This window comes from Rasiella rasia (assembly GCF_011044175.1).
Taxonomy (GTDB): domain Bacteria; phylum Bacteroidota; class Bacteroidia; order Flavobacteriales; family Flavobacteriaceae; genus Marinirhabdus; species Marinirhabdus rasia.
Map to the genome: position 1 here is coordinate 2,663,451 of NZ_CP049057.1, position 16,731 is coordinate 2,680,181.

Sequence of the window (16,731 nt, forward strand, 5' to 3'; positions counted from 1 at the left end):
GAAATCATTCTGCAATAATTTGCGTATGATAGGCAGAGTACTCCTAAATAATATTATTTTTGTTTTCCATAAAATTTCAGCAAGCTGAAAAAAGTTGAGAAGTACTAATTAAAAGTTACCCGTCGTTGCGGGCACCGAAGATGAAAACAATCCAATTTAGAGAAGCCATTTGCGAGGCCATGAGTGAAGAGATGCGCAAAGATGAGACCATTTACTTAATGGGTGAAGAAGTTGCTGAGTACAATGGAGCTTACAAAGCCAGTAAAGGAATGCTAGATGAGTTTGGTGCTAAACGTGTGATAGATACACCAATTGCAGAATTGGGTTTTGCTGGAGTTGCAATAGGTTCTACTATGACTGGAAATAGACCAATTGTAGAGTTTATGACATTCAACTTTTCGTTGGTAGGGATTGATCAGATTATCAACAATGCTGCTAAAATTCGCCAGATGAGTGGTGGGCAAATAAAATGTCCTATTGTATTTAGAGGTCCAACTGGTTCTGCAGGACAATTAGCAGCAACGCACTCGCAAGCTTTTGAAAGTTGGTATGCAAATACACCAGGTTTAAAAGTGGTAGTGCCTAGTAATCCTGCCGATGCAAAAGGCTTGTTAAAAAGTGCTATTCGCGACGACGATCCAGTAATTTTTATGGAAAGTGAGCAGATGTATGGTGATAAAGGAGAAGTGCCTGAAGGTGAATACTTAATTCCATTAGGTGTTGCTGAAATAAAACGAAAAGGTACAGATGTAACGATTGTATCCTTCGGAAAAATTATAAAAGAAGCTTACAAAGCGGCCGAAGAATTAGCGAAAGAAGGTATAGAATGTGAAATTATAGATTTACGTACCGTACGCCCTATGGATCATAATGCCATTATGGAGTCTGTTAAGAAAACAAATAGATTGGTTATCCTTGAAGAAGCATGGCCCTTTGGAAATGTAGCTACTGAAATTACATATCAAGTACAAAGCCAAGTATTCGATTATCTTGACGCACCAATCGTAAAAATTAATACTGCAGATACGCCAGCGCCATACTCACCTGTATTGTTGGAAGAATGGTTGCCAAATAGCAATGACGTGGTAAAAGCAGTTAAAAAGGTTATGTACAAAGCATAACGTTAAAAGTATACAATAGTGAATCCCATATTCTAAGCGCTGTTTTTAGAATATGGGATTTGTTTTTTTACCATTTGCCCATCACCGGGATTTTAAGAATATTTTAATTTGTACCTAAGGCATTTTATTCGTTCTTTGCTGATTCAATTGTATACCAAAATTTTAGTGCCCGATCTACGTTACCTACTTATGAAGCAACTATACTTTCTCTTCTTCTTACTTGTTACAGCAACCCTGTACTCGCAAACTAAGGTGAGTGGCGTAGTAAAAGATGAGACGGGAATGTCTGTAGCCTTTGCTAATGTCATCTTTAAAGACAGCAATGTTGGTACTATTACCAATGAAGAAGGTCGTTTTTATTTAGAAAGTGATGACACCTACGATGCTGTGGTCTTTTCATTTATTGGATTTGAAACTAAGGAAATTTCCTTAGGAGAAAAAACCACCTATAAAATGGAAGTTACGCTTTCCGAAGAAGCCGCAGCGCTAGACGAAGTTGTTATTTTTAGTGGAAAAACGTCAAAAAAGGATAATCCAGCCCTCACAATACTTCGAAAAATCTGGGAGAATCGTAGAGAAAATGGTGTGAAGAAATTCAACCAATACAGCTACGATAAGTACGAAAAACTAGAATTCGACCTTAATACAATAGATTCTTCTCTTATTAAAAGTAAGATGTTTAAGGGTATGGAATTTATCTGGGACCAGATAGATACCTCTAACGTAACTGGAAATAGTTACCTGCCCATATTTATTAACGAAGCCTACTCTAAAGTGTACGGTGATAATTTAATGAATGAAGAAAAGGAAATTTTAGAAGGGAATAAAAACAGCGGTTTTAGTAATAACCAAACACTAATTGCTTTTGTAAAAGATCTTTATAAAGAATATGACGTTTACGACAATTACCTCAAATTTTTTGACAAAGCCTTTACTAGTCCGTTGTCGCGTACTGGAATAGATGTTTATAATTATGTGTTATTAGACTCTGCCTATCGTGACAATAAATGGTGCTACAACATTGTATATTACCCGAGACGTAAAAATGAACTTACTTTTAAAGGAGATTTTTGGGTAAACGATTCAACTTGGGCAATTAAAGAAATTAACTTGCGGGCTTCTAAAAGTGCCAATGTAAACTGGGTACGCGAGGTGTATATCGAACAGGAGTTTGATGTGCTAAACGATTCTATTTTTCTTATTACCAGAGATTATTTTTTAAGCGATTTCAGCTTTAGGAAAAAGGAAGAAGCACAAGGTGTCTACGGTAGGAGAACTACACTTTTTGACAAGTATAGTTTCGATAAAGCCAGAGACAAAAGCTTTTACAAACAACAAATTGATCCTTATAATGAAGACATCTACAACCGACCCGACAATTTTTGGGAAGAACGTAGAATGGAGCAGTTGAGTAAAGATGAAAAAGGAATCTATACCATGTTAGATACTTTGAAAACGGTACCCAGGTTTAAAGCCTTCTATAATATTGGAGCGACCTTAGCGTCTGGCTATTATCAAATAGGGAACGTTGATGCCGGTCCTGTTTTTTCAATTTTTGGGTTTAATGAGGCAGAAGGGTTGCGTATTAGACTAGGAGGGAGAACTTATTTTTCTCAGAACGATCCTTGGCGTATTGAGGTGTTTGGAGCATACGGTTTTAAAGATGAACGGTTTAAGTATGGACTTTCAGGAAAATACCTAATCGATAAAAATTCGCGTCTTACTGTGTTCGGCGGAAATAGAAAAGATGTAGAACAAACCGGAGCTAGTTTAACTTCTAGTACAGACGTACTTGGTAGAAACCTGGCATCTTCTAGCTTAATTTCTGTGGGAGCTAACGATCGACTTACGCGAATTAATTTGTCAACAGCTGGTTTCTCTATTGAACCAGCCAAAAATTTTAATGTCCGACTAACAGGCTCGTTTAGGACATTAGAGTCTGCTACAGAAACCTTCAGTATTGATTATTTTGATGAAAATGGCGTGCAACAAAGCGAACTGTCTCAAGCAGAACTAGAACTAGGCTTTTTCTATACACCCAAACGAAAAACATCTGGGTATGGAGTAGAGCGAACTGTGATTAACGACGGCGACTTTCCGAACTTATATTTGGGGTATACACGTGGTTTAAAAGGTGTTTTAGGCAGTGAATTTGAATATTCTAAACTGCAAGCTTTGTATACGCAACCGTGGAATATAGGTGGTTTAGGAAGGCTTTATACTACAGTTGAGGTGGGTAAAATTTTCGACCCCGTTCCATTTAGTTTGTTAAACCCAATTCCTGGAAATCAGACATTGTTTAGCATTTATAACACCTTCTCGAACTTAGATTTTTACGAGTTTGTGAGCGATGAGTATGTAAGTTTACATGTGCAACATAATTTTGGCGGACGTATTTTTGGTCGTATTCCATTTCTTGGGAAACTTGACTTACGTGAAGTTATTGGCTTTAGAACGGTCTATGGTAACCTTTCTCAAGAAAACATAGATTTAAGTCGCCCTGCGTTTCAATCCATAACCGATGGGCCTTTGTTGCCGTCAAACTTATCTCCTTCAAACGAACTCTATTACGAGTATAGCTTCGGTATTGGAAATATATTTAAGGTATTTCGAATTGATGTCAATTTCCGAGGAAACTACCTAGACCGCCCAGATGCTAGAAAGATTGGAGTGACTGGAGTCTTTGGGTTTAGTTTTTAGAATTAGATTCCAGAGAATTTCATCTCATATCTTACTTCGTTTCAGTAGTTAAAATTCTGAAAAAGATGTATTTTTGCACCCCCTTTTTAAATAAGAAGATTATGACAGCAGATAAAGTAACTACCTTCGATGTATTGGTAGAAATTCCTAAAGGAAGTAGAAATAAATACGAATATGATTTTGAGTTGAAGAAAATACGTTATGATCGTATGATTTTCTCATCAATGATGTACCCAGCAGATTACGGTTTTGTGCCTGAAACGCTAGCACTTGACGGAGACCCGTTAGATGTTTTGGTTTTGGTAACTGAACCAACATTTCCAGGATGCGTTATTGAAGTAAAACCTATTGGCGTGTTTCATATGGCAGATGAAAAGGGACCCGATGAGAAAGTAATATGTGTGCCTGTAAGTGATCCTATTGCAAATAACGTAAGTGATCTCAATCAGTTAAATCCACACCTGATTAAAGAAATTGAACACTTTTTTCAAGTGTATAAAGACCTGGAAGAAAAGAAAGTAGACGTAGGTGGTTGGGGCGATGTAAATGAAGCTAAAGATATTGTAGCCAAATGCGTAGACCGTTTTCGTGCTAGTGATGTTCCAGTAAAGGATGTAAGCATACGTTAGGGTATAAAATTCAACAAAGTATAGCGAAGCAATAACCTAGTGTTATTGCTTTTTTTTTGCTATTTTCGCAACCGTTTTAATCAAACAAAAAACACATTATGGAATCATTAATGATTTATATGCCAATTGCTTTGGCGTTTGTAGGCCTTATCTACATGCTTATTAAGAAATCTTGGGTAATGAAACAAGATGCCGGAGATGGTAAAATGAAAGAAATTTCAGATCACATCTACGAGGGGGCTTTAGCCTTCTTAAAGGCAGAGTACAAACTGCTTACAATATTTGTTATTATCGTAAGTATTCTACTTGCCATTGTATCATTTGTTGTTCCTACAACACACTGGCTTATTGTAATAGCCTTTGTTTTTGGTGCTATTTTCTCTGCATATGCAGGAAATATAGGAATGAAGATTGCCACCAAAACAAATGTAAGAACTACACAAGCAGCGCGTACTAGTTTGCCAAACGCACTAAAAATATCGTTTGGTGGAGGTACTGTAATGGGGCTTGGTGTTGCTGGTTTAGCCGTACTTGGTTTAACAGCTTTCTTCATATTCTTCTTTCATTTCTTTATGGGAGGTGTTTGGACCAATACAATGGATATGACCATTGTACTTGAAACTTTAGCTGGATTCTCTCTTGGAGCAGAATCTATTGCATTATTTGCACGTGTTGGTGGAGGTATATACACCAAAGCTGCCGATGTTGGAGCCGATTTAGTTGGTAAAGTGGAAGCGGGTATTCCTGAAGATGATCCACGTAACCCTGCAACTATTGCAGATAACGTTGGGGACAATGTAGGTGATGTTGCAGGTATGGGAGCCGATTTATTTGGTTCGTATGTAGCAACTGTATTGGCTGCTATGGTATTAGGAAACTACGTAATAAAAGATATGGGGGGTAATATTGGTGAAGCCTTTGGTGGTATCGGGCCAATTTTATTACCAATGGCAATTGCGGGTGCAGGAATCATTATTTCTATGATTGGTACGATGCTAGTAAAAATTAGTAGTAATGATGCCAAAGAATCTAAAGTAATGGGTGCTTTAAATGTAGGTAACTGGACGTCTATTATCTTGGTTGCCGTAGCATGTTTTGCTTTATGTAAATGGATGCTTCCTGAAACTATGACAATGGAATTCTTTGGAGAAGGAAAAGTTGAAATTTCTTCTATGAGAGTATTTTACGCAACCTTAGTCGGGTTAGTAGTAGGAGCAGTTATTTCTTCCGTAACCGAATTTTATACAGGACTAGGTAAAAAACCAATTTTAAAAATTGTACAACAATCTAGTACAGGAGCAGGTACCAACATTATTGCTGGTCTTGCAACGGGTATGATTTCTACATTCCCATCGGTATTGTTGTTTGCTGGAGCGATTTGGGCATCTTATGCCTTTGCTGGTTTCTATGGTGTGGCTTTAGCCGCGTCTGCGATGATGGCAACAACAGCGATGCAGTTGGCAATTGACGCATTCGGACCTATTAGTGATAACGCAGGGGGTATTGCTGAAATGAGCGAACAAGAACCAATCGTTAGAGAACGTACAGATATCTTAGATTCTGTTGGTAATACAACAGCCGCAACTGGTAAAGGATTTGCCATTGCTTCGGCTGCATTAACGTCGCTGGCTCTTTTCGCAGCATACGTAACATTTACGGGAATTGAAGGTATTAACATCTTTAAAGCGCCAGTATTGGCAATGCTTTTTGTAGGTGGAATGGTCCCTGTAGTATTTTCTGCCTTAGCTATGAACGCGGTGGGTAAAGCTGCCATGGAAATGGTGCATGAAGTGCGTCGCCAGTTTAGAGATATTCCTGGTATTATGGAAGGAACTGGAAAACCAGAATACGATAAATGTGTAGCTATTTCAACAAAAGCGTCTCTAAAAGAAATGATGCTTCCTGGATTGTTAACTATCGGATTTCCATTGGTTATTGCATTTGTACCTATGATTTTTGGAATGAATAATGTCGCTATTGCAGAAATGCTTGGTGGATATATGGCTGGGGTTACCGTAAGTGGTGTGCTTTGGGCAATTTTCCAAAACAATGCTGGTGGTGCTTGGGATAACGCTAAAAAATCTTTTGAAGCTGGTGTAGAAATTAATGGTGAAATGACCTACAAAGGAAGTGACGCACACAAAGCTGCCGTAACTGGAGATACAGTAGGTGATCCGTTTAAAGATACTTCTGGGCCTTCTATGAATATCTTAATTAAACTTACCTGCCTTATTGGTCTTGTTGTTGCTCCAATTTTGGGAGGTCATGCACTAGATGGCGATAATGCTGCAAATACTTCAGAAGAGGTAGTGTTTATAGATGAAGACGGAAATAAAACCATTTTAACAGACAAGCAAATCAAACAAGTTGAAAGTGCTGAGCGAACTGAAATTTCAAAAGAAATTATGGTGAAAATGTCTGTAGAAGGAGACGTAACCACTGCCGATGTAACTATAGAAACTACTACAAATGGTAAAACTACTACCGAGACTAAAACATTCTCAGGTACAGAAGAAGAGGTTAATGCACAGGTAGAAGCTTTAAAAAACGCGAGTATAAAAGCTGAGGATGGTGCAAAAGTGGTTAAAGAAGTAGAAATTGAAGAGGTTAATAGTTAATCACTTCGTTAAATAAAAACTAAACCCTGCTTTTTCGGCAGGGTTTTTTTATGGGTTGTAGTATCTTGAAGTATGGGCATTTTCAAAAAAGATCCACTACAAATTATTTCGTTTCAAAGCTACGGAGATGAAAACCATTTTTATTGTCGAGGAAGAGCGCTTGAAGATGAAAATATAGATCTTTCAAAGAGAGGATTTTTCAGCTTGCTAAAAAATACCTGGAAGCGTTTTGAAACAGACGAGATACCTTTTACTAAACTCCGAATTCGCTTTCCAGATGATACAGTACTTTACACTACTACCGATGCTAACGGCTATTTTAAAGTAAAACAAACGGTTCCTAATTTGGCGGCTATGGCAAATGGTGAAGGTTGGGTTACCATAGCGCTTAGCTTTGAGCAGCCCATGCCAGGAAGAATCATTCAAAATGACAATAGCTTTGCTGGCGAAATATTAATTCCTTCAAAAGAAAGTAGCTTTGGGGTTATAAGTGATATAGACGATACCATATTACATACAGGGGTGGTCTCAAGGTTAAAGTGGCGACTTATTTACAACACATTATTTAAGAATGCTGAAAGTAGAAGTCCGTTAGAAGGCGCGGCTATTTTTTACAACATGTTGCACAGAGGTGGTTCTGGTAAAGAAGCCAACCCCATGTTTTATGTAAGTCATAGCCCATGGAATTTATACAGGTATTTAGAATTATTTCTTCGGAAAAATAACTTCCCAAAGGGGCCTATTTTACTACGTGATTTTGCGCAAATACGAGCTAAGAAAAAGCTTGATGAAAAACCACAGAAGCAAAAAGAGATACTTGATATTTTAAAGACCTACCCAAAACGAGAATTTATTTTAATAGGTGATGGCGGAGAACACGACCCCGACATTTATATTGAAATTGCTGAAACATACCCTAATCGCATTAAAGCAATCTATATTAGAAGTGTAAAACATACCAAAAAGGTACTTCGAATTAAAGGGTTGTTTGAGAATTTTAAAGCCGTTCCCGCTGTGTTAGTAGAAAGCAGTACTCAGGCAATAGAACATGCCCGAGCTAACGGTTTTATACAGTAGCTTTTTTAAAATAGTTATAGGTAGCTACTTGCGATTGAACACCATTTGCACCTCTTGCAACATATTCGTTTTTTTGCTGGGCATCTATAATTCTTGCCTTTACTGTATCAGAAAGTTGAATGTCTATCAACTCTCTAATTGTTTTTTTGTGATCTGCATCTAAAATTGGGGTGACTACTTCAATGCGGTGGCTCAGGTTTCGAGTCATCCAATCTGCCGAACCAATATATACACTGGCATCATCATCTTGTCCAAAAATATACACACGGCCGTGCTCAAGAAAGCGGTCAATTACAGAAGTTACATGTATATTTTCACTCTGTCCTTTTATACCTGGTACTAGTGAACAAATACCCCGAATGAGTAAATTAATTTTTACACCTGCATTGCTGGCTCTGTACAAGTACTTTATCATGTCTTCATCTTCGAGACTATTCATTTTAAGTGTAATACTTGCTGGTTTTCCAGTACGTGCTAAGGTTATTTCGTTTTGTACTAATTCAGAAAAGCCAATACGTGTTGTATAGGGAGATACCAATAATCTTTTTGTTTTAGGCACCAATACTTTTTGCTCGAGTACCAAAAACACCTTGTTTAAATCTTTGGTGATTTTTTTATGAGCTGTCATTAACCCAAAATCTGTGTATAGCTTGGCAGTTTTTTCATTAAAATTACCAGTGGCAATATAGCCGTAACGCTTTAAGCCTTTATCGCTGCTCTTTTCTATATATAAAATCTTACTATGAATCTTAATATCTGGGAAGCTATAAATAACTTGTGCGCCATGATCCTCAAAAATCTGACCCCACTTAAGGTTATTTTGCTCGTCAAACCGTGCCTTTACTTCAATAAAGACGATAACTTTCTTGCCATTTTTTGCAGCGGTAACAATAGCATCGTTTAGCCTCGATTCTTTAGCCGCACGATAGATAGTCATTTTAATTGTGGTTACCTGAGCATCATTTGCTGCTTCTTCCAAAAGTCGAATGAGCGGTTCGAACGATTGATATGGGTAATGCAACAGCTGATCTTTCTTTTCAATTTCAGCTAAAACCGAATTACATTTAGATAGTACTGGATGTGGTAAGGGAGGTAATGCGTCAAGACTAAGCGACTTATTTGTTGGATTAGGAAATCCGAAAAAATCTTTAAAATTATGATAAACCCCACCTTGAATAATATCTGTATTATAAACATCGAGTGCCCTTTTAAGCACATCTTGAAACTGGGACGGCATGCGTTGGTCAACAAGCATGCGTGTAGCTTGCCCTGTATTTCTATTGTCTAAGGAGTTCTTAATTTTGTCGGCAAGGTTTCCTGAAAGTTCATCCTCAATATACAACTCTGCATCGCGAGACGTTTTTATGCTATAAAAAGTAATGTCCTGTTCCATCTTAGGACTTTGACGTAGGCAATACTTTAGGATGTCGTCTATAAAAGTGATGTAGTGTTTTCCGTTGTGCTTCGGAAATGTAAAGAAGCGAGGCACCTCGGTCGGAATATTAATAACAGCAAACTCATTATCACTAAGTTGTGCGGTGAGGTATAAAACCTCGTTTTTTACAAACACCTTATTTTCAACAGAATTAGGATATCTATTAACCTCAATTTTATCTTTCAGGTGCTCTGTGTAAAAGGTCTTAGCAATCTCCTTTTGGGTAGCAGAGAAATCTTTCTGACCAATGAGATGGATGTTATGTTTCTTTAATTCTGGGACGATTTCCGAAGTAAAAATATGCCCAAACTGTTCTTGTTGAAGATTTACCTGTTTTTTTATTTCTTTTAAGACCTTATTGGGCTTGGTGATTAGCTTTTTTCTAAGTGGTTTTTCAATAGTTTTTATTTGCCTAATATCACTCACTCTAACTTTGAAAAATTCATCTAGATTAGAAGAGAAAATAGCAAGAAACTTAATACGCTCATAAAGTGGGTTGCTCGTGTCTGCGGCCTCTTGCAAAACACGATGGTTAAAACGCAACCAAGAAAGATCGCGGTGATAATATTTAGAATTGTACAGTTTAGCCATGAGATAATGTTTCAGCTTAACGAACAAGCTGATAATTTCTGCAAAAATCGGAATTATCTATCGGCAAGGGTGTTGCTGAAATGTTAAGTTTTGGGAGTGGCCCTAGAAGGAAGTATTGAGATTACTATTTAAAAAGCCCATGCAATTCTGCATCAATCTTGTTGATTACAGCGCCCAAATCTTCTGGATTGTCTACAAAGTTGAGGTTGTCTACGTCTATAATGAGTAGATTTCCTTTGTCATAGCCATGCACCCAGGCTTCGTATCGCTCGTTAAGTCTACTTAGGTAATCGATACTTATACTATTCTCGTAATCGCGACCCCGTTTGTGGATTTGATTTACCAAATTTGGGATGCTACTTCTTAGATAGATTAATAAATCGGGTCCTTCAGTAACACTTTCCATTAAGTCGAAAAGCGAACGGTAATTCTCATAGTCGCGGTTGGTCATAAGCCCCATAGCGTGCAAGTTAGGAGCAAATATGTAGGCGTCTTCGTAAATGGTTCTGTCTTGAATCACTTTTTTGCCACTCTCTCGTATGTCTAATATCTGACGAAAACGGCTGTTTAAAAAGTAAATCTGTAAATTGAAACTCCAACGCTCCATGCTGTTGTAAAAATCGTCTAGATACGGATTGTCTTCTACATCTTCATAATGAGCTTTCCATTTGTAATGTTTTGAAAGCAAACGCGTAAGCGTGGTTTTTCCAGAGCCTATGTTTCCTGCAATTGCAACGTGCATGTGGTTATTTCTTTGGTTGGTTATTTGTGAATTGGTGGAGTGTTTTTCCGTCATAAATATACAGGAAATCTTGCGTAAGGTGCAACTGTTTTATGGTTATTTCGGGCAACGGTACTGTTTTTCCTGTATTAGGTTTTTCAGTTAATTGAACAGCAGGTTCCTCAAAATATATAAGCTTATTTTCTTTTACAACCCAAACATTTTCATTTTTCTGAACAAGATAAGAAGCGTTGTCTATGGGAACTTCAGAAAGAAAACTTCCGTAAACATTATAGGTTACTAGTTTGTCTTCAAACAACACATAGCAGTAGTTAAAATTACTTGTCATGGCCTGAGGTCTGCCTTCCATTGGCAAAGATGTCTGCAAAGCACGTTGTTGTCTGTAGTCGTATAACTCTAACTGCTGGCTATCTGTGTTAAAAAGCCATAATCTATTGTTACCTGCATTTCCTGCATTCGAGATATTTACAAAACTAGCTAGATTATTGAAGTTAATACGCTCTATTTCATTAAGTCTATTGTCTATAAAAACTACCGTGTTGGTTTGCTCATAAAACAACATGATTTTAAGCGGGTTAATAATATCTACCTTAGCCAGTGGCCCTAATGAAAAGTCCTTGAATACAAAATTGCCATCGGGCCCTTGTTTGTAAAAAGCCATTTCATTAATAAAATAATGGTTGGTGTATGCATCTGAACCAACATAAAAATCGGCATTTAAATCTTTGGTAGTTTGTGCTTTAGGCGCTTGACCATTGCACAAAAAGCTTGTAAATAAAAGGCAGATAAGAATCACTCTCATAATAGGCAAGGTACAAAATACAGGCCACAATTAATAGACAAGCTTATAACCGTACCCACGCACATTTATTATTTGAATGCGCTCATCTTTTTTAAGTTTTTTTCGAAGTCGGGTAATAAATACATCCATACTTCTTCCCGAGAAGAAATCGTCGTTGTTCCATAGTTTTTTCAAAATTACGGAACGGTCTAGTACTTCATTTTTATTGTTATTAAGATGATACAATAAATGAGCCTCTCTATGAGTAAGTGGCTTTATCTCTTCTTCTTCAAACTGAAGTGTCTGTTTTTTAAAATGGAATCGATAGTTTCCAATGGTGTAAATGGTATCACTGTTTTGAAGTTTGTGTCGTTGTAGTAAATTATCCATGCGCACAATAAGCTCTTCCATACTAAAGGGCTTTTTAAGATAATCATTGCCCCCAATGCTAAATCCTTCAACCACATCTGCAGTTTGCGATTTTGCCGTTAAAAAGAGAATAGGAATTCTTTTATCTTCCTTTCGTACTTCTTTAGCTACTGTAAAACCGTCTTTTTTCGGCATCATTACATCTAGCACAAGCAAATCTGGCTTCTTTTGTTGGTATGCTTGTAATGCTTCCTCGCCATTGGCGCAAAACACCACATTAAAGTTTCGAGTTTCAAGACTCTCTTTAATAATCATACCAAGTGAGGCTTCGTCTTCTGCGAGGAGTATGGTTGGGTTTTTGTTCATAGCGGTAAGACAATAGTAAAATTAGTAGGTTGTGTTTGTACTGAAATTGTACCTCCATGTTTTTCTACAATTACTTTGGTGTAGTACAGGCCAATTCCAAAGCCTTTTATATTGTGAGTGTTGCCTTTTGGAACGCGATAAAATTTATCGAAAATTTGCTTTCCTTGCGCTGCAGTTAAATCTCGACCATTGTCTGTAATAGAAATCTCAATAGCATTATTTTTTCGAATCAGGGATATATTAATTTCATTACCACCATATTTCAATGCATTGTCTACGATATTATTGATTGCATTTTCAAAGTGAAAGGTGTCTACTTCGTATATAAGTGTGGGTTCTTTAGTAGAAAAACGTAATTGTTTGTCAGGAACGTTTAGCCGTTCTCTAGCGGCGATGGTATCAAGAAGTTGTACAATATCTACTGCTTCAAAGTTTAGTTTTAACTGTTCACTATCTAAAGTTGCAGTTTCTAGTAGCTTTTCTACCATGCCATTTAATTTTTCAACTTGAGACATAGAAACTGAGGCGTACTTCATAGTTTTCTCGGGATCGTTATTTTTATTAAAAACCTGAATACCCTCCATTGCTGCGCCAATTGTTGCCAACGGGGTTTTAAATTCGTGTGTGATATTGCTAATCAAATCATTTTTTACTTCGGCAAGTTGTTTTTGCCGATTGATAATTTTAAATAGATACAGCAAACACGCAATTACCGAGACCACAAAAATTAAAGATAGCAGCAACCCGATAGTGTTTCGTTTTAAAATAGCTAGCGTGCTATTGCTAATGGCCATTTTTAAGGTGCTTCCTAGGGGTAAATAACTTGAAGTAGATGCGGTTTCCAACGCATTTTTAGCTACCGAACCTGTCTTTAAAATTTGCTCGCTGCCCGCATCGGGTTTGTAGATTAGACTGTAAGAGGCTGTAATATTTTTGCGTTGTAACTCTGCTGCTACCATTTTATTAAGTACAGGCAATTGCAAAGAATCTGTAGCAATAGCATAAATAACACGTGTGGTTAATGAGGCCAACGGATTTTCATTGAAGGTATCTTGGGTCATACTCCAACGAACCATATTCTTTCTGGTAGTACCATCTATTTGTAGTTTCTTAAACAAGGTGTCGTGATTGCTACCTGAATCGCCAGAAAAGATTGAAATTGCCTGCATGTCACCCCCTTCTAACACTTCAACCATTACGCTGTCTGTTTTTCCGGGATGTGTAATATAATTCTTATCGAGGGTGCTAAAAATACTATCAAGTTTCTGAACATCCATCTCTTCTGGGCCTTGCGAAAATGAAAAACCAAGAATATTTTCTTCGGCCAAATCTGCATAATATGTATTTACAGCGTTGTCTAAACCAATCTGTGCTTCATTGATAAACTGTTGTTTGTCTATTTGGTAATTTTTATAATTAAAATAGCCCTGAATACCTAGGGTAACCAAAATAGTGGCTACTATAAAAAATAAAATGGTCTTGTAATGACGCTTTTGCATGACTCAAAAATACAACCCTAGGGTAGTGTAAACAAATGGGTTAACACATGTTAACAGTCCTTAACCTAGTGCTTTTGTTTAATTTTTAATATTTGTACTGTTGAAATTTTAAAAACCCGAACAATGAAAACAATTTTAATAAGTCTTAGCATCATGATAGGTCTATATGCAACAAGCATGGCACAGCAGTTTGAAGGAATTGCCACCTATAAAACTGATAGACAAGTAGATTTAGAAATGGAAAATGATGGAATGACAGATGCTATGCAAGAGCAAATTGCCGCACAATTGCGCAAGCAATTCCAGAAAGAATACACCTTAACTTTCAATAAAAATGAATCAATTTATGAAGAGATGGAGAGTCTAGATTCGCCAGCACCAATGGCAACCGGTGGAATTAGTATTGTAATTTCGGGAGGCACAGATGTTTTATATCGAAACATACCAGAAAATCAATACACTGTCCAAACCGAAATTAGTGGAAAAGAATTCTTAATTAAAGATGCACTGGAAACACCAGAATGGACTTTCGAAAAGGAAACTAGAAATATAGGAAATTACACATGCTTTAAAGCAACCCGAGAAAGAGAAGTTACCGAAAAAACTATGACTAATGAAAGCGATAGTCTTGTTGAGGTTACCAGACTAATTACTACTACCGCGTGGTATACATTAGATATCCCTGTAAAGCATGGCCCTAGCGACTTCTGGGGATTGCCCGGACTAATTTTACAACTGGAAGAAGGAGATCTTACCATACTTTGTTCTAAAATTGTTTTAAACCCTGAAAAAGAAATAAAAATAGAAGCTCCAAGAAAAGGTAAAGAGGTTACCCAAGCAGAATTTGATGAAATTCAAGAAAAAAAGAGCAAAGAAATGATGGAGCGTTTTCAATCTGATGGCAGAAAAAAGGGAGAAAAGAGTAGCTTTTCCATAAAAATTGGCGGATAATTCTATTTCGTTTAAAACCTATTGCCAATAATTAAGTCTAAGTATTTTGTAACAAAAGCGGTACCTTGGTACTAACTACACATAAAATACTTGTATTATGAAAATTATATCTTTTTTAGCTGTTGCACTCTTAACTTTTAGTGGCTTCGCTCAAACCATAAGCGGTAAGGCGTATTATGAATCTAAGACCACAGTAGACATGGAAAACTTTGGGGGTCGCGAGATGAGTGAGCAGATGAAGAAAACCATAGCCGAACGAATGAAGAGTATGTTAGAGAAAACCTACATACTTACCTTTAATAATAACGAGTCTATTTATAAGGAAGAAGAAAAGTTGGAAGCTGGTGCAGGTGGTGGTTTTGGAATGATGATGAATAGTTTTTCTGCAGGCGCGCAATATAAAAACCTAAAAGAAAATAAGATTTTAGAAGAGCGTGAGTTCTTCGGAAAGCAGTTTTTAATTAACGATACCATTACTAATTTAGAATGGACTGTCACCGATGAAAAGCGAATGATAGGTAATTATGTTGCGGTAAAAGCAACGGCTGTTAAAAAGGTAGACGAAAATGATTTTAGCATGGCGCGAAGAAGAAATCGCGATAGAGATAAAAAGAAAGAAGACAATACCACCGAAGAAGCCGATACAAAAGATGCTAAATCTGATGATGAAACCGCAGACACAGACACTAAGAAAGACGATGATGACCCAATGAATGACATTGAGGTACCTAAGGAAGTAACAGTAACAGCATGGTTTACACCTCAAATACCAGTGAGTAACGGTCCTGGAGAATATGCAGGATTACCAGGCTTAATTCTTGAAATGAACGTGTACCGAACCACAATTCTATGTTCTAAAATTGTACTCAGTACCAAAGAAGGTGAAAAAATTGAAGCACCAGATAAAGGAGACGAAGTAACTCGCGCAGAATACAACAAAATTGTAAAAGAGAAAATGGATGAGATGCGAGAAAATTTTAGAGGCCGCGGTGGACGAGGAGGTCGTGGTGGCGGACGAAGAGGGTTTTAATTACGCGTTGTGAGTCTTATTTCTAACAATAATTTTATAGTACATATTAAGTATAAGCTATGAAAATGTTTTTAAAAATTCTACTTGTTGTTATCTGCGGGCAAGGGGCGATGGCACAAGAAATTAGTGGCGAAGCCATCTATGTATTAAAGAAGAAAATTGATCTTGATCAGAACATTTCCGAAGAAGAGAAGACCAAAAAAGAAGAACGGCTAAAGAAGTTGTACGAGAAAAAGATGCAACTAAAATTTAATACGAAAGCGTCTTTCTATAAAGAAATGCCTACACTTCTTGCTGAAGAAAACGCGATGTACAGACTGGGTTTTATTGGCGGATCTGGAGGCTATATTTCTAACGGAATTTATAAAAATATTGAAGCAGATAGTCTCGTTGAACAGCGAGAGTTTTTAGGAAAGTTGTTTTTAGTAAAAGACAATGTGCCAGAATTAGACTGGGAATTAAAGGAAAAAGCAAAAAAAATAGGAAACTACGATGCCTTTATGGCAACGGCAGTGGTGCAATTGGAAATTGATAATAGTGCTAATCCGTTAAAGAAAATAGAAGCTAACTATATTATGACTGCATGGTATACACCTCAGATTCCAGTGGCACATGGCCCAGATGTTTTTTACGGATTACCTGGTTTAATATTAGAAGTTCATTTAAAAGATACTGTCCTATTATGCGAAAAAGTAACGCTTGAATTAGGGAACAATGTATCTATAGATATACCAACGACAGGTGAGGTGGTAACCCTTGCGAAATATAACCAAATAGTCGTTCAAAAATTAAAAGAACGAGAAAACTAAAACTAACAAATAA

General features: G+C 37.1%; 13 protein-coding genes. 8 read left to right on the forward strand and 5 right to left on the reverse strand.

The features are described from left to right. The first annotated feature begins 140 nt into the window (after nucleotides 1-140). The 5 genes from G5B37_RS11890 (at nucleotide 141) to G5B37_RS11910 (ending at nucleotide 8,145) form a co-directional block, all read left to right on the forward strand. Entirely contained in the window at nucleotides 141-1,121 is a 981-nt protein-coding gene (locus G5B37_RS11890) for a pyruvate dehydrogenase complex E1 component subunit beta (RefSeq protein ID WP_164680246.1), read from the forward strand. A gap of 189 nt (nucleotides 1,122-1,310) precedes the next feature. Next, nucleotides 1,311-3,821, forward strand: coding sequence for a DUF5686 family protein (locus G5B37_RS11895; RefSeq protein WP_164680247.1), 2,511 nt, complete (start codon nucleotides 1,311-1,313; stop codon nucleotides 3,819-3,821). Nucleotides 3,822-3,922: 101 nt separating this feature from the next. Continuing rightward, complete coding sequence (locus G5B37_RS11900) at nucleotides 3,923-4,450, forward strand: inorganic diphosphatase (protein ID WP_164680248.1); 528 nt, start codon at nucleotides 3,923-3,925, stop codon at nucleotides 4,448-4,450. Between the two features lie 98 nt (nucleotides 4,451-4,548). Next, entirely contained in the window at nucleotides 4,549-7,068 is a 2,520-nt protein-coding gene (locus G5B37_RS11905) for a sodium-translocating pyrophosphatase (RefSeq protein ID WP_164680249.1), read from the forward strand. Nucleotides 7,069-7,140: 72 nt separating this feature from the next. Further along, on the forward strand, nucleotides 7,141-8,145 hold the full coding sequence (locus G5B37_RS11910) for an App1 family protein (protein ID WP_164680250.1): 1,005 nt from the start codon (nucleotides 7,141-7,143) through the stop codon (nucleotides 8,143-8,145). On the opposite strand, the gene ppk1 is transcribed toward G5B37_RS11910, so the two are convergent. The 5 genes from ppk1 to G5B37_RS11935 form a co-directional block, all read right to left on the reverse strand. Further along, on the reverse strand, nucleotides 8,135-10,171 hold the full coding sequence (gene ppk1 / locus G5B37_RS11915; protein ID WP_164680251.1) for a polyphosphate kinase 1: 2,037 nt from the start codon (nucleotides 10,169-10,171) through the stop codon (nucleotides 8,135-8,137). The two genes, G5B37_RS11910 and ppk1, sit on opposite strands and share 11 nt — an antisense overlap. A gap of 124 nt (nucleotides 10,172-10,295) precedes the next feature. Next, nucleotides 10,296-10,913 carry a deoxynucleoside kinase gene (locus G5B37_RS11920; protein ID WP_164680252.1) on the reverse strand — a complete coding sequence of 206 codons (618 nt, stop codon included), beginning with the start codon at nucleotides 10,911-10,913 and terminating at the stop codon, nucleotides 10,296-10,298. Nucleotides 10,914-10,917: 4 nt separating this feature from the next. Then, nucleotides 10,918-11,715, reverse strand: a complete 798-nt coding sequence (locus G5B37_RS11925; protein ID WP_164680253.1) for a hypothetical protein — start codon at nucleotides 11,713-11,715, stop codon at nucleotides 10,918-10,920. A 30-nt stretch (nucleotides 11,716-11,745) separates the two neighbouring features. Beyond that, entirely contained in the window at nucleotides 11,746-12,429 is a 684-nt protein-coding gene (locus G5B37_RS11930; RefSeq protein WP_164680254.1) for a response regulator transcription factor, read from the reverse strand. Continuing rightward, on the reverse strand, nucleotides 12,426-13,928 hold the full coding sequence (locus G5B37_RS11935) for a sensor histidine kinase (protein ID WP_164680255.1): 1,503 nt from the start codon (nucleotides 13,926-13,928) through the stop codon (nucleotides 12,426-12,428). Before G5B37_RS11935 ends, G5B37_RS11930 begins: the two co-directional genes overlap by 4 nt. A 123-nt stretch (nucleotides 13,929-14,051) precedes the next feature. Here G5B37_RS11935 and G5B37_RS11940 point away from each other — a divergent pair, with 123 nt between their 5' ends. The 3 genes from G5B37_RS11940 (at nucleotide 14,052) to G5B37_RS11950 (ending at nucleotide 16,718) form a co-directional block, all read left to right on the forward strand. Continuing rightward, nucleotides 14,052-14,879 (forward strand): GLPGLI family protein, encoded by an 828-nt coding sequence (locus G5B37_RS11940; protein WP_164680256.1) that lies wholly within the window; start codon nucleotides 14,052-14,054, stop codon nucleotides 14,877-14,879. Nucleotides 14,880-14,976: 97 nt separating this feature from the next. Beyond that, complete coding sequence (locus G5B37_RS11945) at nucleotides 14,977-15,909, forward strand: GLPGLI family protein (protein WP_164680257.1); 933 nt, start codon at nucleotides 14,977-14,979, stop codon at nucleotides 15,907-15,909. A 59-nt stretch (nucleotides 15,910-15,968) separates the two neighbouring features. Continuing rightward, on the forward strand, nucleotides 15,969-16,718 hold the full coding sequence (locus G5B37_RS11950; RefSeq protein ID WP_164680258.1) for a GLPGLI family protein: 750 nt from the start codon (nucleotides 15,969-15,971) through the stop codon (nucleotides 16,716-16,718). The last annotated feature ends 13 nt before the right edge of the window (nucleotides 16,719-16,731 follow it).

Excerpts from the sequence above, each read along its gene's own strand:
- G5B37_RS11940 (WP_164680256.1), top strand. The coding sequence starts at position 14,052 with ATGAAAACAATTTTAATAAGTCTTAGCATCATGATAGGTCTATATGCA.
- G5B37_RS11945 (WP_164680257.1), top strand. The coding sequence starts at position 14,977 with ATGAAAATTATATCTTTTTTAGCTGTTGCACTCTTAACTTTTAGTGGC.
- ppk1 (WP_164680251.1), bottom strand. The coding sequence starts at position 10,171 with ATGGCTAAACTGTACAATTCTAAATATTATCACCGCGATCTTTCTTGG.
- G5B37_RS11925 (WP_164680253.1), bottom strand. The coding sequence starts at position 11,715 with ATGAGAGTGATTCTTATCTGCCTTTTATTTACAAGCTTTTTGTGCAAT.
- G5B37_RS11950 (WP_164680258.1), top strand. The coding sequence starts at position 15,969 with ATGAAAATGTTTTTAAAAATTCTACTTGTTGTTATCTGCGGGCAAGGG.
- G5B37_RS11935 (WP_164680255.1), bottom strand. The coding sequence starts at position 13,928 with ATGCAAAAGCGTCATTACAAGACCATTTTATTTTTTATAGTAGCCACT.
- G5B37_RS11895 (WP_164680247.1), top strand. The coding sequence starts at position 1,311 with ATGAAGCAACTATACTTTCTCTTCTTCTTACTTGTTACAGCAACCCTG.
- G5B37_RS11930 (WP_164680254.1), bottom strand. The coding sequence starts at position 12,429 with ATGAACAAAAACCCAACCATACTCCTCGCAGAAGACGAAGCCTCACTT.
- G5B37_RS11905 (WP_164680249.1), top strand. The coding sequence starts at position 4,549 with ATGGAATCATTAATGATTTATATGCCAATTGCTTTGGCGTTTGTAGGC.
- G5B37_RS11890 (WP_164680246.1), top strand. The coding sequence starts at position 141 with ATGAAAACAATCCAATTTAGAGAAGCCATTTGCGAGGCCATGAGTGAA.
- G5B37_RS11900 (WP_164680248.1), top strand. The coding sequence starts at position 3,923 with ATGACAGCAGATAAAGTAACTACCTTCGATGTATTGGTAGAAATTCCT.
- G5B37_RS11910 (WP_164680250.1), top strand. The coding sequence starts at position 7,141 with ATGGGCATTTTCAAAAAAGATCCACTACAAATTATTTCGTTTCAAAGC.
- G5B37_RS11920 (WP_164680252.1), bottom strand. The coding sequence starts at position 10,913 with ATGCACGTTGCAATTGCAGGAAACATAGGCTCTGGAAAAACCACGCTT.